The organism is Pontibacter sp. LHS1 (assembly GCF_058932855.1).
Map to the genome: position 1 here is coordinate 155,639 of NZ_JBZYWF010000003.1, position 22,264 is coordinate 177,902.

The 22,264-nt window shown below is 50.7% G+C and carries 17 protein-coding genes; 3 read left to right on the top strand and 14 right to left on the bottom strand.

What is annotated here, in order from left to right:
* Positions 1-3: 3 nt before the first annotated feature.
* The gene (locus tag AC5FXQ_RS07855; protein ID WP_493601925.1) at positions 4-1,053 is read left to right on the top strand and encodes a glutathione synthetase; all 1,050 of its coding nucleotides are present in this window, start codon (positions 4-6) and stop codon (positions 1,051-1,053) included.
* A gap of 603 nt (positions 1,054-1,656) precedes the next feature.
* Here AC5FXQ_RS07855 and AC5FXQ_RS07860 read toward each other — a convergent pair.
* The 4 genes from AC5FXQ_RS07860 to AC5FXQ_RS07875 form a co-directional block, all read right to left on the bottom strand.
* On the bottom strand, positions 1,657-2,109 hold the full coding sequence (locus AC5FXQ_RS07860) for a hypothetical protein (protein ID WP_196116446.1): 453 nt from the start codon (positions 2,107-2,109) through the stop codon (positions 1,657-1,659).
* A 27-nt stretch (positions 2,110-2,136) separates the two neighbouring features.
* On the bottom strand, positions 2,137-3,069 hold the full coding sequence (locus tag AC5FXQ_RS07865) for a hypothetical protein (protein WP_493601926.1): 933 nt from the start codon (positions 3,067-3,069) through the stop codon (positions 2,137-2,139).
* Between the two features lie 137 nt (positions 3,070-3,206).
* Positions 3,207-4,010 (bottom strand): TonB family protein, encoded by an 804-nt coding sequence (locus AC5FXQ_RS07870; protein ID WP_493601927.1) that lies wholly within the window; start codon positions 4,008-4,010, stop codon positions 3,207-3,209.
* Between the two features lie 78 nt (positions 4,011-4,088).
* On the bottom strand, positions 4,089-4,919 hold the full coding sequence (locus AC5FXQ_RS07875) for a TonB family protein (protein WP_493601928.1): 831 nt from the start codon (positions 4,917-4,919) through the stop codon (positions 4,089-4,091).
* Between the two features lie 139 nt (positions 4,920-5,058).
* Here AC5FXQ_RS07875 and AC5FXQ_RS07880 point away from each other — a divergent pair, with 139 nt between their 5' ends.
* A complete protein-coding gene (locus tag AC5FXQ_RS07880) occupies positions 5,059-6,909 on the top strand; it encodes an ABC transporter ATP-binding protein (RefSeq protein ID WP_493601929.1) in 1,851 nt (616 codons plus the stop codon).
* A gap of 150 nt (positions 6,910-7,059) precedes the next feature.
* On the opposite strand, the gene AC5FXQ_RS07885 is transcribed toward AC5FXQ_RS07880, so the two are convergent.
* The 8 genes from AC5FXQ_RS07885 to AC5FXQ_RS07920 form a co-directional block, all read right to left on the bottom strand.
* Positions 7,060-7,827, bottom strand: coding sequence for a DUF2490 domain-containing protein (locus AC5FXQ_RS07885; RefSeq protein ID WP_493601930.1), 768 nt, complete (start codon positions 7,825-7,827; stop codon positions 7,060-7,062).
* A gap of 284 nt (positions 7,828-8,111) precedes the next feature.
* Positions 8,112-9,890 (bottom strand): SLC13 family permease, encoded by a 1,779-nt coding sequence (locus AC5FXQ_RS07890; RefSeq protein WP_493601931.1) that lies wholly within the window; start codon positions 9,888-9,890, stop codon positions 8,112-8,114.
* A 189-nt stretch (positions 9,891-10,079) separates the two neighbouring features.
* Positions 10,080-10,517, bottom strand: a complete 438-nt coding sequence (locus AC5FXQ_RS07895; protein ID WP_493601932.1) for a hypothetical protein — start codon at positions 10,515-10,517, stop codon at positions 10,080-10,082.
* 121 nt (positions 10,518-10,638) lie between these two features.
* Positions 10,639-11,004 carry a fasciclin domain-containing protein gene (locus tag AC5FXQ_RS07900; RefSeq protein ID WP_493601933.1) on the bottom strand — a complete coding sequence of 122 codons (366 nt, stop codon included), beginning with the start codon at positions 11,002-11,004 and terminating at the stop codon, positions 10,639-10,641.
* A gap of 210 nt (positions 11,005-11,214) precedes the next feature.
* Complete coding sequence (locus tag AC5FXQ_RS07905; RefSeq protein WP_493601934.1) at positions 11,215-11,844, bottom strand: rhomboid family intramembrane serine protease; 630 nt, start codon at positions 11,842-11,844, stop codon at positions 11,215-11,217.
* A gap of 249 nt (positions 11,845-12,093) precedes the next feature.
* The gene (locus AC5FXQ_RS07910; RefSeq protein WP_493601935.1) at positions 12,094-13,068 is read right to left on the bottom strand and encodes a polyprenyl synthetase family protein; all 975 of its coding nucleotides are present in this window, start codon (positions 13,066-13,068) and stop codon (positions 12,094-12,096) included.
* An 8-nt stretch (positions 13,069-13,076) separates the two neighbouring features.
* Positions 13,077-15,335, bottom strand: a complete 2,259-nt coding sequence (rnr, locus tag AC5FXQ_RS07915) for a ribonuclease R (RefSeq protein ID WP_493601936.1) — start codon at positions 15,333-15,335, stop codon at positions 13,077-13,079.
* A gap of 172 nt (positions 15,336-15,507) precedes the next feature.
* Positions 15,508-17,343: an ABC transporter ATP-binding protein gene (locus AC5FXQ_RS07920; RefSeq protein WP_493601937.1), complete on the bottom strand. Its 1,836-nt coding sequence runs from the start codon at positions 17,341-17,343 to the stop codon at positions 15,508-15,510.
* A gap of 107 nt (positions 17,344-17,450) precedes the next feature.
* On the opposite strand from AC5FXQ_RS07920, the gene AC5FXQ_RS07925 reads away from it, so the two are divergent.
* A complete protein-coding gene (locus tag AC5FXQ_RS07925; protein ID WP_493601938.1) occupies positions 17,451-18,113 on the top strand; it encodes an HAD family hydrolase in 663 nt (220 codons plus the stop codon).
* Positions 18,114-18,189: 76 nt separating this feature from the next.
* Here the strand turns inward: AC5FXQ_RS07925 and AC5FXQ_RS07930 are convergent, their stop codons facing one another.
* Both AC5FXQ_RS07930 and ileS read right to left on the bottom strand, forming a co-directional pair.
* Positions 18,190-18,810, bottom strand: coding sequence for a lipoprotein signal peptidase (locus AC5FXQ_RS07930; protein WP_493601939.1), 621 nt, complete (start codon positions 18,808-18,810; stop codon positions 18,190-18,192).
* Between the two features lie 99 nt (positions 18,811-18,909).
* Positions 18,910-22,263 (bottom strand): isoleucine--tRNA ligase, encoded by a 3,354-nt coding sequence (gene ileS, locus AC5FXQ_RS07935; RefSeq protein WP_493601940.1) that lies wholly within the window; start codon positions 22,261-22,263, stop codon positions 18,910-18,912.
* Position 22,264: the final 1 nt, after the last annotated feature.

A 22,264-nucleotide genomic window follows, 5' to 3' on the forward strand; every position in this document is an offset into this window, starting at 1 on the left:
GACATGACAATTGGATTCGTAGTTAATGATATAAATACAGAAAGACCTGGCTATGCCACCGTATTTCTGGCCCAGCGGATGCACAATATGGGCCATACGGTGTTTTTGATGGGTGTGGGAGACCTCGCCTACTACCCCGATGGCTATATGGGTGCCACTGCCTTACAGGCCGACCCAAAGCATAAGTATAAATCGCCTGCCACCTACTTAGACGCCATACAGGGCGACAAGGCCAATAAGCTACGTGTTACAGCCCCAGACCTGGACGTGCTGATGCTGCGCAACGACCCTTCCGCTGAAGGAGAAGGCAGAGCCTGGGCACAGAATGCAGGTATTATCTTCGGTCAGCTGGCCCTGCGCCACGGTGTGATCGTGCTCAACGACCCCACCTCACTCTCCGATGCGGTGAATAAGATGTACTTCCAGCATTTCCCGGAGGCCGTGCGTCCCCGCACCCTGATCACCCGCGACAAAGAAGAGATAAAGCAGTTCTTTGAGGAGCAAAAAAATAACATCATTCTGAAGCCACTACAGGGCTCAGGGGGCACAGGGGTGTTCATGGTAAAGAAAAATGATACCACCAACCTCAACCAGATTGTGGAGGCTATCAGCCGCGACGGCTACGTGATCGCGCAGGAATACCTGCCACAGGCCACTGAAGGCGATGTGCGCCTGTTTGTGGTAAATGGTGAGGCACTGCAGCACAAAGGAAAATATTGCGCCCTGCGCCGCGTAGGTGCTAAAGACGACATCCGCAGTAACCTGCATGCAGGCGGCTCTGCACAGTCTGTGAAAGTAGACCAGACCATGCTGGACTTAGTTGAGCTTGTGCGCCCCAAACTGATTCAGGACGGTATGTTCATGGTTGGCCTGGACATAGTAGGCAATAAACTGATGGAGATAAACGTGTTCAGCCCTGGTGGCATCTCTGATGTAAGCGAACTGGAAGGCGTTGACTTCTCTATTCCTATCATTGAGGCAATAGAACGCAAGGTGCATTACAAAAACACCTACGGCACCCAAATCGACAACAAGACTGTGGCTATGATTTAGGTTTGAGCCAGAACAAAGGAAGAGGCAGACAGAAGAGCGGCGTCGTCAGTAGCTGTATCTTCGTCTGCCTTTTTTTATGCACAGGATCTGGTAAAGTGCAGCAGATACTTCACGCATTTCATGGTTAGTGAAAGAGCATAAGCAAACTAACACCTAGGTGATAATGGGCAATTGCAGAAGAATAGAGGGAAAGAAAATAGAAAGGATTGAAAAATTATATACCTGACAATCAAACACATACATAAAGTGCAAAAAAATTTATCCGCTTTGCTTTTTTTTAGAAAAACAAAACCATAATTTTGCACCCGATTTGAGAGAGATACATAACCGGAAAGCTAATATGTAAAGCAATTTCCAAAAACACAAATCTCACTCTGATTTTTTTGAATTTTATTAGCTGCGTACAGTGCAGCTTTGGAAAAATGATATACAATCTGCTTCGGCAGGTATAAAGATAAGGTTAGTTAAAGTTTAGATTAGTTTGTTTTAAGGTGAGAGAAGGCCCCGGTCATTTTGACGGGGCTTTTCTCATTTTTAGCCCTATACCTATCTGACTTAAATCCCTCTCAATTCTACCTATACACTCCCGGGAAGAGCATACTACTAGGCATACAGCACATAAGCTGCGCCAAGCGTTGCAGGTATAGCTGCCAGCAGCAGCTTTAGCACCAGTCCTGGCGAGGGGGTGCCTCTCCCCCATGGTATCTTGGACTTGAAAACGTAGCGCAGGCTGGTCATCAGGGTCACCATAGCCAGCAGCCCAGCGACCAGATGGGTAATGGCGATCGCTGAATCAAAAACCGTGTCCTGCCCCATGCTGTGCTCGGCGGTACGGAGGTTCCAGTAAATAAGCACCAGCAGCGAAGGCAAAGACACCAGCGCCCCTAGGCGCATACTGAACAGCGTGAGCCACGAAGCGAACGCAAAGAGCGGAACCGCTGCCATCAGCCCCATTTTCCTATAAAACAGGGCTTCGTCTCCTGTCAGATCTGTGTAAAGAAGAATCAGGAGTGCATGGGCAAAGCCCGTCAGAAAAAGCAGCAAGTAGCGCGTCATAGGCTACTATACTGCAGAAGCCGGCTTTCAGATTTCCTCGGGGGTATAATAGGTATAGGTACTGCGCAGAAGCGGGAGTTTTACAGACAGGTTAGTATTGTAAATCAGTACCTGGCTGGCTTTGCCACTGGCGTCGTAGCTATACTCTTCCTCTATATAAGGTTTGTCGCTTCGCAAAATGGTCCGCTGGCTTAGCCTTCCTTCCTCGTCGTAAGCATAGTTTATCTCTTCCGACACGTCTTTCAAGCTGTTAATCCGGATTCGCTTCAGGCGTCTGGATGTGTCGTAGTCGAACTCCATGCGCTTTTGCAGCATACCGTCTCTGTGAAGTTGCCGCTCTACTACATACCCTTCCTGCGTACGGTGCGACCAGCCTGCCCCGGGCTGATGCAGGTTCTGCATGGTGTACTTACCAATGTAGTTGTTGTACATGAGCACTGCATTCTCGTGCAGTTCTTCCTTTTCCTGTATTTCTCCTTCAGGAGTAAAAGCGAGTTTGAGCACTGGCTGGAAGGCACCTGTAGCCGGATCGTATACCTCTACCTGCTGGTGTTTGGGCATCAGGCCTGTATCTAGGTTTTTCCTATACTTGATGGCTATAGCTGATAATATAGACCACCTGGCAGTCTCTATATTACCTACTCTGTTAGAGTACACATCCCCGGTAAGATTATTCTCCTGCACCATTACCGCATCGGCACCATAGCGCCTGGCTTTCATCTGCAGGCCCCTTATCATATCAATATAGGCCGTGTTTTCACCTCCGTGCACCTCAATTGCTGCCAATTTAATGTACTCCTCCTGTGGCCACTCTCCCCTGAAAAATACTTCTATCTCGTTGTTGTGCGGCTGTGTTGGAATGGTGGTTAATCGCTCGTCTATTTCGGGATATAAAGATGATGTGCAGCCGGCGAGTGAAAAGGTGCTCCAGACCATTGCTAATAGTACAGTTTTTTTCATAGGTTTTGACTTAATGTTCTAACCTTATTCTGCTCAAACATCGTGCTGTATTTGCGCAGGATACGCCTGTACTAAAAAAATATAGCAAAAATCTATATTGAATGGATGCCAGCCTCTTGCTATACCTGTTGTTTTCGCTACCGTATGGCAAACCGCAATGGAAGTATGTAGGTCATATCGATTGGTTGGCCCTCTATTGTTCCAGGTTTGAACTTAGGCATCAGCCTTACAACGCGAATAGCCTCGGCATCACCGTCTGGATGAAAACCCCGCAAAATTTCAATGTTACTGATCTGGCCGGAAGTGTCTACTAAAAAGGAAATAATAACCAAGCCTTGTGCTCCCGCCTTTTGGGCCCCGGCCGGGTAGCGCACGTTTTGGGCAAGCCAATTCATCATTTTCGCCTCTCCTCCCGGAAACTCAGGTTGTACTTCCATCGGTGTGTGCTTGATTGCTTTACCCGACTCATCGTATACCTTGCCTGTTTGCATTTTGCCCTTACTATAAACCTCAACCCTTCGCAGAGCTCCCGATTTGTAATAGGACTTAAGTGTGTCTACCAGATCATAGCGATGATGATGGCGACTCACGTGTACCTGCCCATTTTCGTACCAACGCGTATGCGGCCCGGTCAGGCTGTCGTTGCGGTAATTGATCTCCAGTTTGGGTTGGCCTCCCGGATACCATTCGTAATGCGTGCCGTGTCTCAGGCTTTTGCCTTCGCTCCCTGCTTTGTAGCTGAACTGGCGCAACTTGCTATTTTCTTTCATGCTATAACGTGTGCGGATGCTTCCGCCGACCATGTCGTGTTCCGTCAGTTCTTTATAAATAGCTTCATCAGCTCCTACCTCTTGGCTATACTCATCCAAATACTTGGTTTCAACTGTCTGCGCAATAGTTAAGTGTCCGTATAGAAACAGGGTTGCTGCTATCAGTAGCATGTAAATTTGTTTCATTCGCTATGATTTAAGAGAAGTTTGTAATAACTGCCTGCTGGGGCAAAAGCTTTTTTTGGTTTGCTAATTCAATGAGAACCGCAATGGAAGGGTATAGCGCACAGGCACGGGCTTGCCCTCCTGCTGCCCGGGTTTCCAGGTGGGCATGGCTTCTATAACTCTAACTGCCTCGGCATCTGCATCAGGATGGATTCCCTTGATCAGCTCTATATCTCCTATTTTGCCCTGTTCGTCTATTACATACGAAATGATCACTACACCTTGTACCTGTGCCTTTCGTGTAGTTTTCGGATATTTCAGATTCGAACTGATCCAACGCAGCATGACCTTCTCTCCTCCCGGAAACTCGGGCAGGACCTCCATCGGCAAAAAATCCAAACGATTACCGCCTGCATCGTACACCTCGCCCAACACCATTTTACCCTGCTCATAAACCTCTACTCTGCGCAAGGCACCTGCTTCATAATATACCTTTAGGGTGTCTAGGGGTATACCCATATTATACTTGCTGCTCATCCTTACCTGACCGTTCTCATACCAAGTGGTATAAGGACCATTCCATTTATTGGAATGATAAGACATTTCCGTCTTCAACTGTCCGTTAGGGTACCATTCGTAAAAAGGCCCATGTTGCACACCTAAGACAGCCCCATCTCTATATATCATGTGGCTGTAATGGATCAGACTTACCTTGGAGCTGTCTTTTGCCAGGTAACGCGTGCGGGTTCCTCCTCCAGAAGAGTACTCTTTTATTTCTTCGAAATAGTGTGCTTCGGCAGCCGGCACTTCTTTATGCATGGCGGACAGATACCTTATTATCACGGTTTGCGCAGTAGCCAAGTGGCCTGACAAGAGTGCTACGGCTATGATCAGGAATGAGTAAATTTGTTTCATCCTCTAAAAATAAGCACAATTCTGAATATAAGGTATAGCCAGAAAGGATATCCTACAGCTTTTGTTAAGATTCAAGCTACAGGATAAAACATAAGCCCGGTATTTCGGTATAGGTATAGGTTTCAGGTATAGATTGAAGATGAACAGACCAAGCAAAGGTGCCCGTGGGGCGAATCAGGCAGATGACAAGAAGAGCTTCCGCGAACAGGTGGGTGCCCTTAAAAACCTGCCCAAGTTCTTCCGCCTCATCTGGGAAACGAGCCCGGGTATGACCATCGGCAACCTGTTGCTGCGCCTCATCAAATCGGCTATACCCCTGGCTATGCTGTATGTGGGCAAGCTGATCATTGATGAAGTGATCGGGCTGATCGATGTGACAGGCGAGCGCGACCTGAGCTTTCTGTGGATACTGGTTGCAGCGGAACTGGGCCTGGCTGTGCTTTCGGATATAATCAACCGGGGCATTACGCTGCTCGACAGTTTGCTGGGTGACCTCTTCTCCAACAGAACCTCCGTGCAGCTCATTGAACACGCTGCCCGGCTGGACCTGGCGCAGTTCGAGGACGCTACATTCTATGACAAACTGGAGCGGGCGCGGCGGCAGACCATCACGCGGGTAGTGCTCATGTCGCAGGTGCTCTCACAGCTGCAGGATATGGTTACGATCGGCTTTCTGGCGGTGGGTCTGATCGCTTTCAACCCATGGCTCATCCTGATCCTGTTGGTGGCAGTTATACCTTCTTTTCTGGGCGAAACCCACTTCAACGAACGCACCTACTCCCTCTCCCGCTCCTGGACGCCTGAGCGCCGTGAACTGGACTACCTGCGCTACATCGGGGCCTCTGACGAAACTGCCAAAGAGATCAAGACCTTCAACCTGTCAGGGTTCCTGGCCAGTCGCTTTAAAGAGCTATCGGACCGCTACTATAGCTTAAACAAAAGCCTGATCGTGCGGCGGGCGGTGTGGGGAAGCGCCCTCTCCTCTTTGGGTACGCTGGCTTATTATGGAGCCTATATTTTTATTTTGGCGCAGACGGTGGCAGGGGCAATCACGGTGGGTACGCTGACCTTCCTGGCCGGCTCCTTCAGCAACATGCGTGGCCTGCTGCAGGGCATCATGACCCGCTTTTCGCAGATCGCTGAGAGTGCGCTATACCTGCAGGACCTTTTTGATTTCCTGGAGCTCAAGCCGCAGATTACACCGCCTTCTAATCCCCTTACTATACCCCGGCCAATCAAGCAGGGCTTTACCTTTGAGGATGTCGGTTTTAAGTATCACAACAGCGAAAAGTGGGCGGTGCGGCACCTCTCCTTCCACCTGCGGGCCGGCGAGAAACTGGCGCTGGTGGGTGAGAACGGCGCCGGCAAAACAACACTGGTCAAGCTACTGGCCCGACTCTACGAACCTACCGAAGGCCGCATCCTGCTCGATGGCGTGGACCTGCGCGAGTATGACCTGAACGACCTGCGCCACCAGGTAGGCATCATCTTTCAGGATTATGTGCGTTTTCAGATGACGGCCTCCGACAACATTGCCATCGGGCAGATCAGCAACATCAGTGACCGCGACCGCATACAGGGCTCCGCACAGAAAAGCCTGGCAGATCCTGTTATCCAGCGCCTGCCGGATGGCTATGAGCAGGTACTGGGCAAGCGGTTTAACAAAGGCGTGGAGCTGTCGGGTGGGGAATGGCAGAAAGTAGCGTTGGCCCGGGCTTACATGCGCGACGCGCAGCTGCTTATACTTGACGAGCCTACTTCTGCCCTCGATGCCCGCGCCGAGCATGAGGTCTTCCTTCGCTTCTCAGAACTGATTGCCGGTAAAACCGCTGTGCTCATCTCCCACCGCTTCTCCACAATGCGTATGGCCGACCGCATTCTGTTCCTGGAACAGGGGCAACTCAAAGAACTCGGCTCGCATGAAGAGCTCTTGGCGCAGAATGGAAAGTATGCCGAGCTGTTCGCGCTGCAGGCGAAGGGGTATCTATAGGCAAGCGTTCTGACCAAAGAGCTTTTGATTAAGGACAAAGGTATTCTGCATGTAGAGCATCAAAACCAAATCCTTTCTACGTTTTAAGAATGTTTTTCGCCTCAGGCCAATTCTGACGCTATACTTAGCGCACTATTGTACGGCTATAGCTTAGTCTTCTGCATCCTTTGGCTTTCTGGTCAAGTCAATTCGGTGGGTAATGGTCAAATTGATGATATGCCTGTTGTAAAACTGATCGCCCGCTGATCGTTGCTGGTACCAGTTCAGGTAGCCCGCCTCCACTTCCAGATTGTTTAGGATCGCGTAATTGAGGCCTACATAAATCCTGTTCTGGTCGAATCGGTTGTAGAGGATGTTTTTTCCTGCATTGATAAGGAGCTCATCATTTACCTTGAGCTTGAGTGGCTGGTCTCTGATGTCTGCTAAACGATACTCTATACCTAGCCTATACCTGAAACGGTAATTGGTGTTATACCCGTCTGCCAGTTCCCCATTGGCTGTATTCCGGAAGAAACGTTTTTCGGCTCTATACCTGTGTGTGATCGTAAACCTGCCGAGGGGTTGATTGTAGTTCAACTGCAGATGCGGTCTCAGTTCAGGAACGACAAGCCTATGCGTGGCATTCGGATCGTTTGGGCTCTGCCGGAAATAAGTGAAGCCTGCCACAGCCTCCCAGTTTTCGCCGAGTGCGTAGCGAGCCTGCGACCGGAGCACAAACTGGTGGTGCCTGTTCGGGTTAATAAATCGTCTTTCGTGTATTTCGGAAGTCAATGCCCACTTTGAACTGAACTTAAGTGTATTGGCATATGTGAACCAGGCCAGTTCCTGGTGCGTGACCTCTTTACCAGAGGATTGGCCAAGGGCAGGACCTGCCAGAAAGCACCCTGCCAGGAAAAGGCATACGCTGAAGATTTTCATTTAAGATGTTTATTCCGCGAATATACGGGGACGCACAGCACACGCATCAGTGGGAACACATAATTTATTCGCTCATACAGCCCTTTAGCACGCACACCTCAAGATAAATACTGGCCTTACCTGGTGTTATCATCTTCCGCCATGAAGTGCCACACCAGTATCACACAGGCCAGACTCAGAATCGCCAGAAAAATCAGGAACAGGTCTTCTCCCATAGTTACGAAGGTATGGTATAAACAGTATGTATACGGTTAGCCTGCTCTTCTGTCCCACGTGGAACAGTTTTAAAACGGAAAGAAGAACGGGATGATAAGCGAAGCCAATAACCAAAAAAGAATGTTCAGGGGCGTACCCACCCGCAGGTAATCTACAAATTTATAATTGCCCGGCCCGTAAATCATGGTATTGGTCTGGTAACCCATAGGGGTCATGAAGCTTAGTGAGGCCGCGAAGGTCACCGCCACCAAAAATGGCCGAACGCTTACGCCCATCTCCTTAGCCGCCACTATAGCGATTGGTGCCAGCAAGGCTGCCGTAGCATTGTTCGACATGAAGTTGGTGGACATGAACGTGATAAAGAAAAAAGCCGACAGCAAGGCATGCGGGCCATAACTGCCGATAGACTCCACTAAAAAACCTGAAAGCAGGCTGGCGGCTCCTGACTTTTCCAGCGCAGTACCCATCGAGAGCACTCCGGCCAGCATAAAGATCACCTTCCACTCAATGGCCTTGTAGAGTTCGTCGAGCCGTATGCATTTGGTTAGCACCAGCAGTACCACGCCCACCAGGGCACTCAGCACAATGTGCGCCAGCCCGGTAGCCGCCGTAAACACAACGCCTGCCCCTATCAGCAGTACCGGTATGATCTTGCTGTAGTCGTACTGGCTACGCTCCGTTTCCGAGACAAGGAGAATATCCTCGTTGTTGCGCAGGTTCAGGGCCTGGTCCTTATCGGCGGCAATCAAGAGCACGTCACCGGCCGACAGGCGGGTATGGGTCAGTTTTTCGTGCAGAATTTCGTCGCGATGCCGTATTGCCACCACAGTGGCGCCATGGTTGTGCGCTCTGAAGTCAAGCTGTTTCAGCGACTTATCTACCATGTAAGAGTTGGGCGTCACAATTGCTTCGTAAAGCTTTGTGGAGGTACTGTTCAGGTCTTCTTCTTTGAGCTTCCGCTCTGACTTGAGCTTGATGCCCTTCTCCTCCTTCATCTTCTTGAGCTTTTCTACGTCGCAGCGCACCTTCAGCACATCGCCTACGCGCAGCATCGTGTAGGGCGTGGCCTTCAGCAAATACTTGTCGCGGGTTATCTGCAGCACGTCTATGTCCAGGTTCTGCACCAGGCTGGAACTACTGAGCGGCATACCCGCCGACGGAGACTCAGGCTGGATAACAATCTCTGTCAGATAGTCACCCATATTGAAGTCATCGGTCAGGTCATCGGCCAGTTTGCGGCTAGGCAGCAGAAAACGACCTGCCAGGAGCATGTACAGCACCCCGATGATCAGGAACCAGACGCCGGCTGCAGTGAGTTCAAACATGCCAATTGGTGCCTCGCCCTGCGCCTCGGCAATACCGCTCACCAGGATGTTTGTGGAGGTACCAATGAGCGTACATACGCCACCAAGCAGTGCTCCGAATGAGAGCGGCATTAGCAATTTGGCCGGGCTGATGCGCGTGTCACGGGCTACTTGTATCACCACGGGCATCAACAGGGCTACTACGGCAGTGTCGTTGATAAATGCGGAAAGCAGACCTGCAACCAGCATCACGGCCAGCAAACAAAGCAGATAATTGCGACGCCCAACCCGTGTGAGCAGCACTCCTACGCTGCTTAATGCGCCCGATTTGAATATGGCCGTACTGATAACAAACATGCAGGCAACGGTAATGGTGGCAGGATTGCTGAAACCAGCAAGGCCTTCGGCAGGCGTGAGTACGCCGAGCACCATGAAAAGAGACATGACCAGAATGGCTGTCGTGTCGATAGAGAGCTTCTCGCTGACGAAAAGCACCACAGCTACCGCTATCACAGACAGAACTACGCCAATCTCGTACGTCATGCTAGAAAAGTTAAGAACAGGCCAGGCCGCATGTGCTGCCAGGCAGAAGGTATAGGCTATACTACCCTGACCGAAACGGGGCAATTGGTAGCTATAACTACATTTATACCTAAACGGTTACAAAAGATAGGGATAAGCGGAATGGAAAAAAACACCTGGACAAAAAGAAAATAGTTGGGAACTACGGTGTTATACCATAGATTCGTTCAGCCACTGCTCTGCGGCTTCGCAGGTCTCAAAGGTATGGAGCGGTAAATGGCTCCGGGTTGCTAATTCGCTCACCTGCAAATTGGCTATTTTGTCAACCGGCATGACATTGGCAATCTTACTCACTCCGACTGCTTTCAATTTGCGCTGCGATTCTTCGTGCAGACTATTGAGTTGCTGCGGGTGGGTGATCATGGTACGCATATTGACAAGAAGAGTAAAGCCTGAAGAGACCAGTTGCAATGCCTTGTCCCAATCACTCAAGAAATCAGGTATGCTGTCTGCGTTCTTCCAAAAACCCAATATACTGTAGTATATTCTGTTCCTTACGCCGTCATAGCCTATCTCGTAGCACGAATTACGTGCTATATACTGCCTGGTGGGTTTAGAAGGGTCGGTATGGTGCGTCTTACTATCCATGAGGGGGGCTCGTATAGCATACGCAACTGGTTGCCAAACGCATTACACCTATCTAAGGATGAATAGGCTGATAAGAGGTAAAACAATACAATTCAGAATTAAGGCAGGATATCTTCTGTTTTCAAGGTTGTAATATTCCTTCCAGCTCGTGCACCATACCATTTCGCAGGGCAATGTCTGTTGCGCGCAACTTCACCCCATTCAGCAGGGTGTTATCTCTCTTGCGGCACACATACAGCTTTTCTCCTCCATAGGTCTGCAGGTAGCTCCCTTCTTTAAAATCTGCACTTGCCAAAGCCCCTTTAATCAGGTGCACAGCCATTGCGGAGCGTATTTTCTCTGCAGATTGACCCTTTAGCTCTTGCAGGCGGGCTTCTGGGGGCATCAATAAGGTATAAGAGGTGCTGCCAGAGAGAGCAGGCGCCATACCTGCAGTGGTCAGAAGTTCAGCCAGCAAGGGCCGCTCGTTAATGACGTACTGCATCATTGAAGTTCGCTCCAGGCTGATATTTTGTGCCGCGGCTGTTTTATTAACCAGAAGAAAGGCTAAGAGAAGTACTATTCCAAGGTATATATAATATAGTTTCGATTTCATCCGTACAAATGCTTGTCTTTTGCATTTATACGGAATTCATCAGCCCTCAGCCCAATTTTAATATTGAAGAATCAGGCCAATAAAGTGCAATTGTACTTCCGCCTATAAAAAAGGTAAACGCCAGTTGCTGATCTGTTCGATAAACAAAGGACCTGCCTTTGGTACTAAAGCCAGGCTTATGACCATACCGTATACTGCGCCGTAGAAGTGCGCATCGTGGTTGATGTTGTCGCCCATGCGCTTGCCCTGGAAGTAAGAGTACATCAGGTATAGAATGCCCAGGATGAAGCCAGGTATACAGAGAATAGCATAGAGGCAGATATCTTGCGTCGGATAAAAGAGAATGCTCGAAAACACGACAGAAGCAACGCCACCGGAAGCACCTAAAGCACGGTAAGACGGATCATGGCGATGCTTCAGAAAGGTAGGTATATCCGACACGATAATGCCGCCCAGATAAATCAGCATGTAGATCAGGATACCTGTTACATCTCCGAAAATAGCGCCAAACGTCATTTCAACAGCATTGCCGAAGAAAAACAGCGTGAACATGTTGAAGAACAGGTGGGTATAGTCTGCGTGCAGGAAACCCGAAGTCAGGAAACGATGCCAGGAATTGTCACGCGCTACAGAATAGGGATGGAAGATCCAGTTCTGCATCAACTCGTAATTTTTCCAGGCATACCATGATATGCCTACTGTAATAATGATCAGGATGACGGTAACGCTCATTTTATAATTTTTGAATGAGTGGTTGGGTGATTGAGTGAGTTAATGGTGCATGAGTAATTCAACACATTAACAAGCTCTTGATTTATACTTGCACTAGCCGCTAGACTTGTGCCCATTGATGATTTCGGATTTCTCCTAAGGCTTTCAGAAACAGACTTAACTTCAAGCCTGGAATGTACACTGCTATACCTGCGTGCTTATACCTGAAGACTCAATAAAGCGAAGTCAGCAGTTTAACAATCAACAATTCTAACTATCCCTTTCCATCAGCTGTAAGGCCAGCCCATGGATAGTAGCTTTGCGCTCTATGGATACCTGCACAGCCTCCAGGTGATACAGCGCCTGTTGAAAATAGTGATCGATCTGCTGTTCGGTTTGCTTTCGGATATTAAGCTGGTCGTAAACGGCGGTGATGGCCTGCACCTTTTCTTCGGCTGTGTCAGCTTCGGTTTTGTTGCGCCAGTCTAAGATGGTTTGCAGTTGCTCGTTGTTAGCCTGTTCCAGCGCCGTCAGCATCAGGAAGGTCTTCTTGTCCGACAGAATATCGCCGCCGACCTGTTTGCCGAACTTGTCTTTGTCGCCATACACGTCGAGCAAATCGTCGCGGAGTTGGAAGGCGATGCCTACGTTGTCGCCGAATTGCTTCAGATGCTCAGCATCAGAGTCAGGAGCCCCCTGCAGAATAGCTCCCAGTTCCAGACTGAAACCCAGGAGCACGGCTGTCTTGAGCGTGATCATGTGGATGTACTCGTCGATACTCACCTGCTCGCGCTGCTCGAAGTTCATGTCAAGCTGCTGGCCTTCGCATACCTCGGCGGCTGTTTTGCTGAATAGCTGTAGTACCTTGCCCAGTTTGTCGGGGGCTATACCTAGCATCATTTCGTAAGCGCGTACCAGCATCACGTCACCACTCAGGATAGCGGTGTTGGCGTTCCACTTTTCGTGCACGGTTTGCTGCCCGCGACGCAGCGGAGCCTTGTCCATGATGTCGTCGTGCATGAGCGTGAAGTTGTGGAAAACCTCTACTGCCGCAGCGGGCAATAGCACGTTTTCCACATCATCATCATACATTTTTGCAGCCAAAAGCACCAGTAAGGGCCTTATTCGCTTTCCGCCCAGTGACATGATATAGCGGATAGGCTCGTAAAGTTCCGTTGGTTGTTCGCCGTAACGGAGGGTATTCAGGGTTTGGTTAATCTGGGTTGAAAGCTGCGTAATATCCACAGGATGTATTAGTGTCTTTTAATGGTTTCTACCAGTTCCATGTCGATGGTGCGCTCGGCCATGTTGGCGCTCACAATCTCGACTATCACCTCGTCTCCAAACGAGATAATACGTTTCGACTGACGACCAATAATGCGGTAGTTATTCGCGTCCAGCTCGTAGTAGTCATCGTTCAGACTAGATAGGCGCACCATACCTTCGCACTTGTTCTCCTCAATCTCCACAAATATACCCCATTCTGTCACACCAGACACAATTCCTTTGTATTGGTTGCCGATGGTGTCCTTCATGAACTCCACCTGCTTGTACTTAATGGAAGCACGCTCGGCGTCGGCAGCACGTTTCTCCATCTCAGAAGAATGGCGGCAACGCTCTTCGTAAGCTTCTTTGTCTTCAGACTGACCACCGTCCAGGTAATGCTGCAACAGACGGTGCGCCATCATATCCGGGTAACGGCGAATTGGTGACGTGAAGTGCGAGTAGTGGTCGAACGCCAGACCGAAGTGCCCCTCAGGCTCGGTGCTATACTTGGCTTTGGCCATCGTACGAATTGCCAGGTTCTGCAACACGCTTTGCTCGGGCTTGCCCTCGATTTCGTGCGTCAGGTTGTTCAGTTCTTCTGAAATGTCACCGTCCGGGTCTACTTTGTAGCCAAACTTGCGTGCGAACAGCGAGAAGGTGCTCAGTTTGTCAGGGTCAGGAGAACCGTGCGTACGGTAAACCATGGTCGGGCGCTTTTTGCCTTTGCCTAAGCCGTAGACAAACTCAGCCACCTTTTTGTTTGCCAGAAGCATGAATTCCTCGATCAATTTGTGGGCGTCTTTGCGCACCTTTACATAAACAGAAAGCGGTTTGCCATTTTCATCCAAATTGAACTTCACTTCAGTTGTCTCAAAGCTGATAGCGCCATTTTTGAAGCGCTTCTCCTGCAGTTTCTTGGCGATGCTGTTTAGAATGTTGATCTCCTCGGCAAAGTCGCCCTCTCCGGACTCAATGCGCTCCTGCGCATCTTCGTAGGAAAAGCGGCGGTCGGAGTACGTTACTGTGCGGCCAAACCACTCGTTGTACAGTTTACCGTTATCGTCCAACTCAAAAACGGCAGAGAAAGTCAATTTCTCTTCGTTTGGTCTAAGTGAGCAAAGGCCGTTGGAGAGGCGCTCAGGCAACATCGGGATGGTTCTATCCACAAGGTATACCGACGTGGCTCTGTGGAAAGCTTCCTTCTCTAGCAAGCTGCGCGGGTGCACATAATGGGTCACGTCAGCAATGTGCACGCCTATTTCCCAGTTGCCGTTCTCGAGTTTCTGTATAGACAGGGCGTCGTCAAAGTCTTTGGCATCAGCAGGGTCGATGGTGAAAGTGGTCACGTCACGCATGTCGCGGCGCTTGGCAATTTCGCCTGCCGGAATTTTGTCGGAAATCTTCTCTGCTTCCTCTTCCACGGCTTCCGGAAACTCAAACGGCAGTCCGAATTCGGCCATGATGGAGTGAATCTCGGCCTCGTGCTCACCGGCCGGACCAAACACACGAATCACTTCACCAGTCGGGTTCTTGCCGGGCTCTTTTGGCCACTCCACTATCTTCACAAGTACTTTGTCACCGGCCTCGGCTCCGTTCAGGTTGCGCTCTCCCACAAAAACGTCGAAGTACAGTTTCTTGAAATCTGGTACCACGAAGCCGAAGTTTTTGGAAAGCTCCATAATACCCACCAGTTCGGTACGCGAACGCTCCAGCACTTCAATCACAATACCCTCGGCACGGCCGCCCTGCATGGTCGGCAGTACTTCTACTTTCACCAGGTCGCCGTCCATGGCATACTTCAGGTGCTCGCGGAACACACGCACATCGTCCTCAGTCTCCTCCGACACGATGTAGGCATACTTGCTGTTGGCAAGGTCTACACGACCCGTGATGATGTTGACGCGCAGGTTGAGCTGGTACTTGTCACCGTCTATCAGCAACAGTTTGTTTTCACGCACCAGGTTCACCAGAATGCTTTGCAGCTGATCGCGGCCTTTTTTGTCGACTACTCCCAGCCTGCGGGTAATCTGGCGTTGCGTGAACACCGTGTCGGGGCTGCTGGAGAACATCTCCAGCACAATGCCCTTGGCAGACTTGTCTTTGCCGCTGCCTCTGCGGTCATCGCCTCTGCGGGAGCCGCTTCTGGCAGATGGTTCTCTTCTGGAAGACTCGCCTCTGCGGGAGCCGCCTTTTTCGTTGCGGCTGTCTTTGTCTCTGCCGCTTTTGCTTGGTCTTTTACTTCTCATGTATGTTCTTTCTATTGGCCGGCGCAGGTATGCCGCACCTCAGGCCATGGCAATCTTTAATTGAAATAGTTTAGCCTCTATACGCCCACAAGGCGGACTTAGGTTAAAGCCAAATCAATTTCAGGTGAATTTATAGAGAAAAGTCTATATATGGGCTATGCCGAGAGGTATATTAATGCTGGTACTGCGCTATACCTGCTTTCAGGGCAGCCCGCTTCTCCTGCGCCGTCACAATGGCATCAGGCTCGCCGGCAGGTATAGTCTGCAGGAGTGCACGGGTATAGTCGTGTTGCGGATTCTGAAAAAGCTGCGCAGGTATACCTTGCTCTACTATACGGCCTTCATGCATCACTAGTATGCGGTCGGCCATATGCTTGGCCACGGCCAGATCGTGGGTGATGAAGAGGTAAGTCATGTTGAAGTCCCGCTTGAGTTCGTTGAGCAAATTGAGCACCTGCGCCTGCACCGACACATCCAGCGCCGACACCGACTCGTCGCATATCAACAGCTTCGGCTGCAGCGCCAAGGCTCGTGCTATGGCAATGCGCTGCCGCTGTCCTCCTGAAAAAGCCTGTGGATAACGCTGGGCATACTCTGCCGTAAGTCCTACCTTTTCAAGGAGTTCCAGCATTTTTCCACGGCGTTCTTTGTCGCTTCCGTAAAGCTTATGCACACGCATGGGTTCTAGTATAGCCTCTCCTACCGTGTGCATGGGGTTGAGAGAGGAATAAGGATCCTGGAAAATCATCTGAAAATGAAGGCGGTTCTGGCGCAGGGTTTCTGCGTTCATGCCAGCGACATTATTGCCTTCGAACAGCACACGACCCGCTGTTGGCTCCACCAGCCTTATGATCGCCCTGCCCAACGTTGTCTTGCCGCTCCCCGACTCTCCTACCAGCGCAATGGTCTCCCCGTGCTTCACATCAAAGCTCACGCCGTCCACGGCTTTCACAAAGCCTGAGGTTCGGGAGAAAATACCCTTCTTGATGGGAAAGTATACCTGCAAGTCCTGCACTTGCAGCAAGGGCGACTTCTGGCTGTTGTCGCGCTGTTGCTTTATACCTGAGACTGTGCCTACGTAGGCGTTCACCACATCCACCAAAGAGGGTTCGTATACCTGCGGCTGCTTCTCGCGGATGTTGCCTTGCTCATCTTCCGACATAAAATCGGCTACGGTCGGCAACCTGGACTGTGACGTGGTGCTGAGTGTGGGGCGGCAGGCCAGCAAGCCTTTGGTATAGGGGTGCTGTGGGTTAGTAAAGATATCGAGCACCTTGCCTTGCTCCACAATGCGGCCTTTATACATTACCAGCACCCGGTCGGCAATCTCGGCCACTACGCCCAAGTCATGACTGATGAACAGCACCGCCATATTTTGCTTTACCCGCAGCTCGTCAATCAGCAAAAGCATGCGGGCCTGCACCGTCACGTCCAAAGCCGTGGTTGGCTCGTCTGCCAGCAGGATGGTTGGTTCGCAGGCCATGGCCATCGCGATCATCACCCGTTGCTTCTGGCCACCTGAAATCTGATGTGGATAACTGTTGTAAATTTGCTCCGGTCGTGGAAGCTTAGCTTGCTCAAAAAGCTGAAATACACGTTCCTTGGCCTTTTTTTTGGAGATCTTGCGGTGCCATAAGAGCACCTCTGCCACTTGTTGTCCACAGGTATAGACGGGGTTGAGTGACGACATCGGGTCCTGAAAAATCATACCCAGCTCGTTGCCCCGAAGCTGTTGCAGTTGCTTTTCCTTCAGTTGTAGCAAGTCTACTTCTCCCAACCGTTCCGACTTAAACACAGCCTTCCCTCCTACCTGCGCATGGGTGTCGAGCAGCTGCATCAGCGACAGTGCCGTCACCGTCTTCCCTGAACCCGACTCTCCCACAATGGCTACCGCCTCACCGGGGTATACTGAAAACGATACCTTATCCACCGCCCGAACTATACCCTGGCGTGTAGAGAAAGTGGTTTCGAGATCCGTGACCTGTAGTATCGGCGTGGGTATAGACAAGGTTGATGGGCTATGGTGCTTTTGGTAAAAATAAGGTTTTTTGAATGATTGCGAAGTCTTTCTTGTTTTCGTTTTTCGCAGTACATTTAAGATTGAGCTTAAAACATATGAAAAACTCTTCTGAAAACAACCTTATTGGTAACAGCACCTCTTCCGAAACAAGCGCCAAAAGCACTATTATCTGGGACCTCGGTGCTGTGCTGATTGACTGGAACCCGCATCACCTCTACCGCAAGATTTTTGATGACGAAGCTGAGATGCTGCACTTCCTCGAGAACGTCTGCACTTTTGAGTGGAATGAAGAACAGGATGCCGGCCGCACCATCCAAGAAGCCAATGATTATCTGATCTCCAGGCACCCCGAGCACGAAGAGCATATCCAAGCCTACTACGGGCGTTGGGAGGAAATGCTGGGCGGCCCGATTGAGGGTACTGTGGAGATTTTGCGTGAGATGAAAACACGTGGCGAGCATAAGTTATACGCCCTCACCAATTGGTCTGCAGAGCTATTCCCAATCGCCCTGGAGCGCTATGACTTCCTCGGCTGGTTCGAGGGCATCGTGGTATCCGGCACCGAAAAAGACCGCAAGCCCAACCACAGTTTCTACCATACCCTCTTGAACAGGTATAGCGTGCAACCTGGCGAGGCTTTGTTCATTGATGATAACCTCCGCAATATCAAAGCGGCTGAGCAATTAGGTATAGAGTCAATTCACTTTACTTCGCCCGAGGATTTGAGGGTGAGGCTGGAGCGACTGGGCATCTTATAGCACCTTCTGATTGTCACAATAAAAAAGGCGGCTGCTCCACATGGAACAGCCGCCTTTTTTTGCTTATACCTATACCTTAGAACCCCTGTTGCTCAGCCGCTGGTTGCTTAGCCGGCTCATCATAATGCGCAAAGAAACGCTTCTGGTTAAAGAGGATGATCAGCACACCAATGAAGATAGCCGAATCCGCTACGTTGAAGATCGGCCACAGCGACATCGGTTTGCCACCCAACAAAGGAACCCAATGTGGCACGATGCCTTCCCAGATATCAATATAGAACATGTCAATTACCTGTCCATGAAACCATGGAGTTGGCGAGCCATATGGATGATTATCGAATAACACGCCGTAGAACGTACTGTCAATCAGGTTACCAATAGCACCACCCAGGATCAGGCCGATGCACCAGATCAAACCTTTAGGTGCTTTTGTCTTCACCAGGTAATAAATGTAGTAGGCTATACCGAACACAGCCACGAGTCTAAACAGCGACAGGATCAGCTTACCGTAATCGGAGCCGAGCTCTACACCGAATGCCATACCTGGATTCAGGGTGTAGTGCAGCTTCAGCCAGTCGCCCAGGAGCACGATCTCGCCTGGCATACCCATTTCCATGTTGTAATGCACGATAAGCTTCACAGCTTGGTCGATGATGATGACGATAAGGGCCACCAGGTAGTACTTCCAATATTTCATGTGTCTTCAATTAGGCTGCAGGAGCTTACTGTAGCCGCGCTGCAGGATAAAGGTATAAAGTATAGCCCCAGCTGGTTTATAGCCGGGGCTTATTGTTCTTTAGGCTACTACCGCTTCAGTGCGAATACGGATGTTCACCTGGTAATCGTCCACATCAAGGAGTGTGCCATCTACCACATTGTCAGCCAGTTCAAGGCTTAGCGCCTGTGTCTCGGACTGTATGTAGTCGCGGAAGTTTTCCACAGCGGCGTTTACCTCAGCCACGGATGCCTGCAGCACGATATGAATCTTATCCTGAACCTCCAGGTTGCTGTCTTTGCGCAGGTTCTGAATGCGGTTTACCAGTTCGCGGGCGATACCTTCCTGTTTCAGTTCTTCCGTGATAGTCACGTCAAGCGCCACAGTCAGCTTACCCTCGCTGGCAACCAACCAGCCCGGGATGTCCTCCGAAGAGATTTCCACATCCTCCGGCGTCAGCACGGCAGTTTCCTCGTCGCTTATCTGCAGCTCAATGCCACCTTCACGCTCCAGGTGGGCGATATCCTCCTGGTTCATCTGCTGCACGGCTGCGGCCACCAGCTTCATCTTCGGACCGAATACCTGACCTAGTTTTTTGAAGTTCGGCTTGATCTTCTTCACCAGTATACCTGACGTATCGTCGATGTACTCCACGTGTTTGATGTTCACCTCGCTCATGATCAGGTCTTCCACTGCCTGAATTTGCTGGCGTGTCTTGTTGTTGAGCACAGGTATAAGAATACGCTGCAGCGGCTGACGCACCTTGATAAAGTGCTTCTTGCGCAGCGAGTGCACCAGCGACGAAATAGTCTGGGCCAGCGCCATGCGCTCTTCCAGGTCCTTGTCGATAGCCGAATGCTCTACTTCCGGGTAATAAGCCAGATGCACTGACTCTTCCTTATGCTTTCCGCTCACAGCGTTCAGGTCGCGGTAGAGTTGCTCGGCGTAGAACGGCGCGATAGGCGAAGCCAGCTTGGCGATGGTTTCCAGACAGGTATAGAGTGTCTGGTAAGCGGCCATCTTGTCTTCGTTGTACTCGCCTTTCCAGAAGCGTTTGCGGTTCAGGCGCACGTACCAGTTACTCAGGTCGTCCACCACGAAGTCTTGGATCGCACGGGCTGCACGGGTTGGGTCGTAGTCATTCAGGTATACGTCCACGTCCTGTACTAGCGTGTTCAGTTTGGAGATGATCCAGCGGTCACTTTCGGTCCTGCGCTCCAATGGCACTTCGGCCTCGGCGAACGTGAAGTTGTCCAGGTTAGCGTACAGCGCGAAGAAAGAGTACGTGTTCTGCAGCGTACCGAAGAAACGGCGCTGTGTTTCCACCACACCCTCCGGGTTGAACTTCAGGTTGTCCCAAGGTGGCGCATTGGCAATCATGTACCAGCGCACGGCGTCCGGGCCGTACTTGCCAATCATCTCGAACGGGTCGATGGCGTTGCCGAGGCGCTTGCTCATCTTGTTGCCGTTTTTGTCGAGTACCAGACCGTTTGCGATTACGTTCTTGTAGGCCACACTATCCTCCAGCATCACCGCCAGAGCGTGTAGCGTAAAGAACCAGCCGCGTGTCTGGTCAACGCCCTCGGCGATATAGTCGGCCGGGAAGTTCTGTTCGAATATTTCCTTGTTCTCCAGCGGGTAGTGCCACTGTGCATAAGGCATGGCACCCGAGTCAAACCAAACGTCTATCAGGTCTGTCTCTCTGTACATTGGCTTTCCCGAGTCGCTTACCAGCACGATGTTGTCCACATACGGACGGTGCAGGTCATTGATCTCTACAGAAGCCTCCATAAAGCCAGCATCTACGGCACGGTCTATCTCTTCGCTTAGTTGCGCGATAGAGCCGATGCAGATTTCTTCCTCCCCGTCCTCTGTTCTCCAGATAGGCAGCGGCGTACCCCAATAGCGCGAGCGTGACAGGTTCCAGTCCACCAGGTTCTCCAGCCAGTTTCCAAAACGGCCTGTACCTGTAGACTCCGGTTTCCAGTTGATGGTCTTGTTCAGCTCAATCAGTCTATCCTTTACCGCGGTGGTCTTGATGAACCAGCTGTCCAGCGGATAGTACAGCACGGGTTTGTCCGTACGCCAGCAATGCGGGTAGGTGTGCTCGTATTTCTCTACTTTAAAAGCTTTGCCTTCTTCTTTTAGTTTGATGGCAATCTTAACGTCAGTAGGCTTGTAGTCTACACCATTCTCGTCTTCGCCTGTGTAGTTCTTCACGTACATACCTGCAAAGTCAGTTACTTCTTTCACGAAGCGGCCTTGCTTATCTACCAGCGGCGATGGCTTGCCGTTTTCGTCTTCTACCAACAGCGCAGGTATATCGTTCTGGGCAGCTACCCGGAAGTCGTCTGCGCCAAATGTAGGGGAGATGTGCACGATACCTGTACCGTCTTCAGTGGTTACAAAGTCGCCTACTACCACACGGAACGCCGGCTTCTCCGGCTGTACGTATGGCATCAGCTGGTGGTATTCCACACCGGCCAGGTCGGCACCCGCGAACTCTTCTACAATTTTGTAAGGTATCAGCTTATCGCCGGAGCTATACTCTGTCAACGGAATGCCGTCTGCCTTCGGGTTGAAGAATCGGCTCACCAGGTCTTTTGCCAGGATAACAGAAATCGGCTCATAGGTATAGGGATTGTAGGTTTTTACCTTCACGTACTTGATGCCTTTGCCCACAGCCAGCGCAGTATTTGCAGGAAGCGTCCAAGGTGTGGTGGTCCAGGCCAGGAAGTGCACGCTTTCCTCTTCGTTCTCGAACAGGAACATGTTGCGGGTGATTTTCTTCACCTCGAACTGCGCCACGATGGTCGTGTCTTTCACCATCTTGTAGCAACCCGGCTGGTTCAGCTCGTGCGAGCTCAAACCTGTACCCGCTCCCGGCGAGTATGGCTGGATGGTATACCCTTTATACAAATAGCCTTTGTCGTACAGGCGCTTCAGCAGGGCCCATACCGACTCGATGTATTCGTTCTCAAACGTGATGTACGGGTTGTCCAGGTCCACCCAGTAACCCATCTTCTCAGTCAGGTCATCCCACTGGCTTTTGAAGCGCATCACCGTTTCGCGGCAGCGCTGGTTGTACTCCTCCACCGTTATCTTCTTGCCGATATCCTCTTTCGTGATACCCAGCTCCTTCTCTACCTGCAGCTCTACGGGCAGACCGTGCGTATCCCAGCCACCTTTGCGGTTCACCTGGAATCCCTTCAGGGTCTTGTAGCGGCAGAAAATGTCTTTCACGGCACGGGCCATCACGTGGTGAATACCTGGCGTACCGTTCGCCGACGGCGGTCCTTCATAAAACACGAAAGGCTTGTGCCCTTCCCTTGTCGACACCGACTTCTGGAAGATGTTGTGTTCTTTCCAGTATGCCAGTACGTCCTCGCCTACCTGGGCGTAGTTCAGGTTCTTGTACTCGTTATACTTTGCCATG

Excerpts from the sequence above, each read along its gene's own strand:
- AC5FXQ_RS07860 (WP_196116446.1), bottom strand. The coding sequence starts at position 2,109 with ATGACGCGCTACTTGCTGCTTTTTCTGACGGGCTTTGCCCATGCACTC.
- AC5FXQ_RS07900 (WP_493601933.1), bottom strand. The coding sequence starts at position 11,004 with ATGATGCAGTACGTCATTAACGAGCGGCCCTTGCTGGCTGAACTTCTG.
- AC5FXQ_RS07865 (WP_493601926.1), bottom strand. The coding sequence starts at position 3,069 with ATGAAAAAAACTGTACTATTAGCAATGGTCTGGAGCACCTTTTCACTC.
- AC5FXQ_RS07905 (WP_493601934.1), bottom strand. The coding sequence starts at position 11,844 with ATGAGCGTTACCGTCATCCTGATCATTATTACAGTAGGCATATCATGG.
- AC5FXQ_RS07875 (WP_493601928.1), bottom strand. The coding sequence starts at position 4,919 with ATGAAACAAATTTACTCATTCCTGATCATAGCCGTAGCACTCTTGTCA.
- AC5FXQ_RS07925 (WP_493601938.1), top strand. The coding sequence starts at position 17,451 with ATGAAAAACTCTTCTGAAAACAACCTTATTGGTAACAGCACCTCTTCC.
- AC5FXQ_RS07895 (WP_493601932.1), bottom strand. The coding sequence starts at position 10,517 with ATGGATAGTAAGACGCACCATACCGACCCTTCTAAACCCACCAGGCAG.
- AC5FXQ_RS07870 (WP_493601927.1), bottom strand. The coding sequence starts at position 4,010 with ATGCTACTGATAGCAGCAACCCTGTTTCTATACGGACACTTAACTATT.
- ileS (WP_493601940.1), bottom strand. The coding sequence starts at position 22,263 with ATGGCAAAGTATAACGAGTACAAGAACCTGAACTACGCCCAGGTAGGC.
- AC5FXQ_RS07890 (WP_493601931.1), bottom strand. The coding sequence starts at position 9,890 with ATGACGTACGAGATTGGCGTAGTTCTGTCTGTGATAGCGGTAGCTGTG.
- AC5FXQ_RS07880 (WP_493601929.1), top strand. The coding sequence starts at position 5,059 with ATGAACAGACCAAGCAAAGGTGCCCGTGGGGCGAATCAGGCAGATGAC.
- AC5FXQ_RS07855 (WP_493601925.1), top strand. The coding sequence starts at position 4 with ATGACAATTGGATTCGTAGTTAATGATATAAATACAGAAAGACCTGGC.
- rnr (WP_493601936.1), bottom strand. The coding sequence starts at position 15,335 with ATGAGAAGTAAAAGACCAAGCAAAAGCGGCAGAGACAAAGACAGCCGC.
- AC5FXQ_RS07930 (WP_493601939.1), bottom strand. The coding sequence starts at position 18,810 with ATGAAATATTGGAAGTACTACCTGGTGGCCCTTATCGTCATCATCATC.
- AC5FXQ_RS07885 (WP_493601930.1), bottom strand. The coding sequence starts at position 7,827 with ATGAAAATCTTCAGCGTATGCCTTTTCCTGGCAGGGTGCTTTCTGGCA.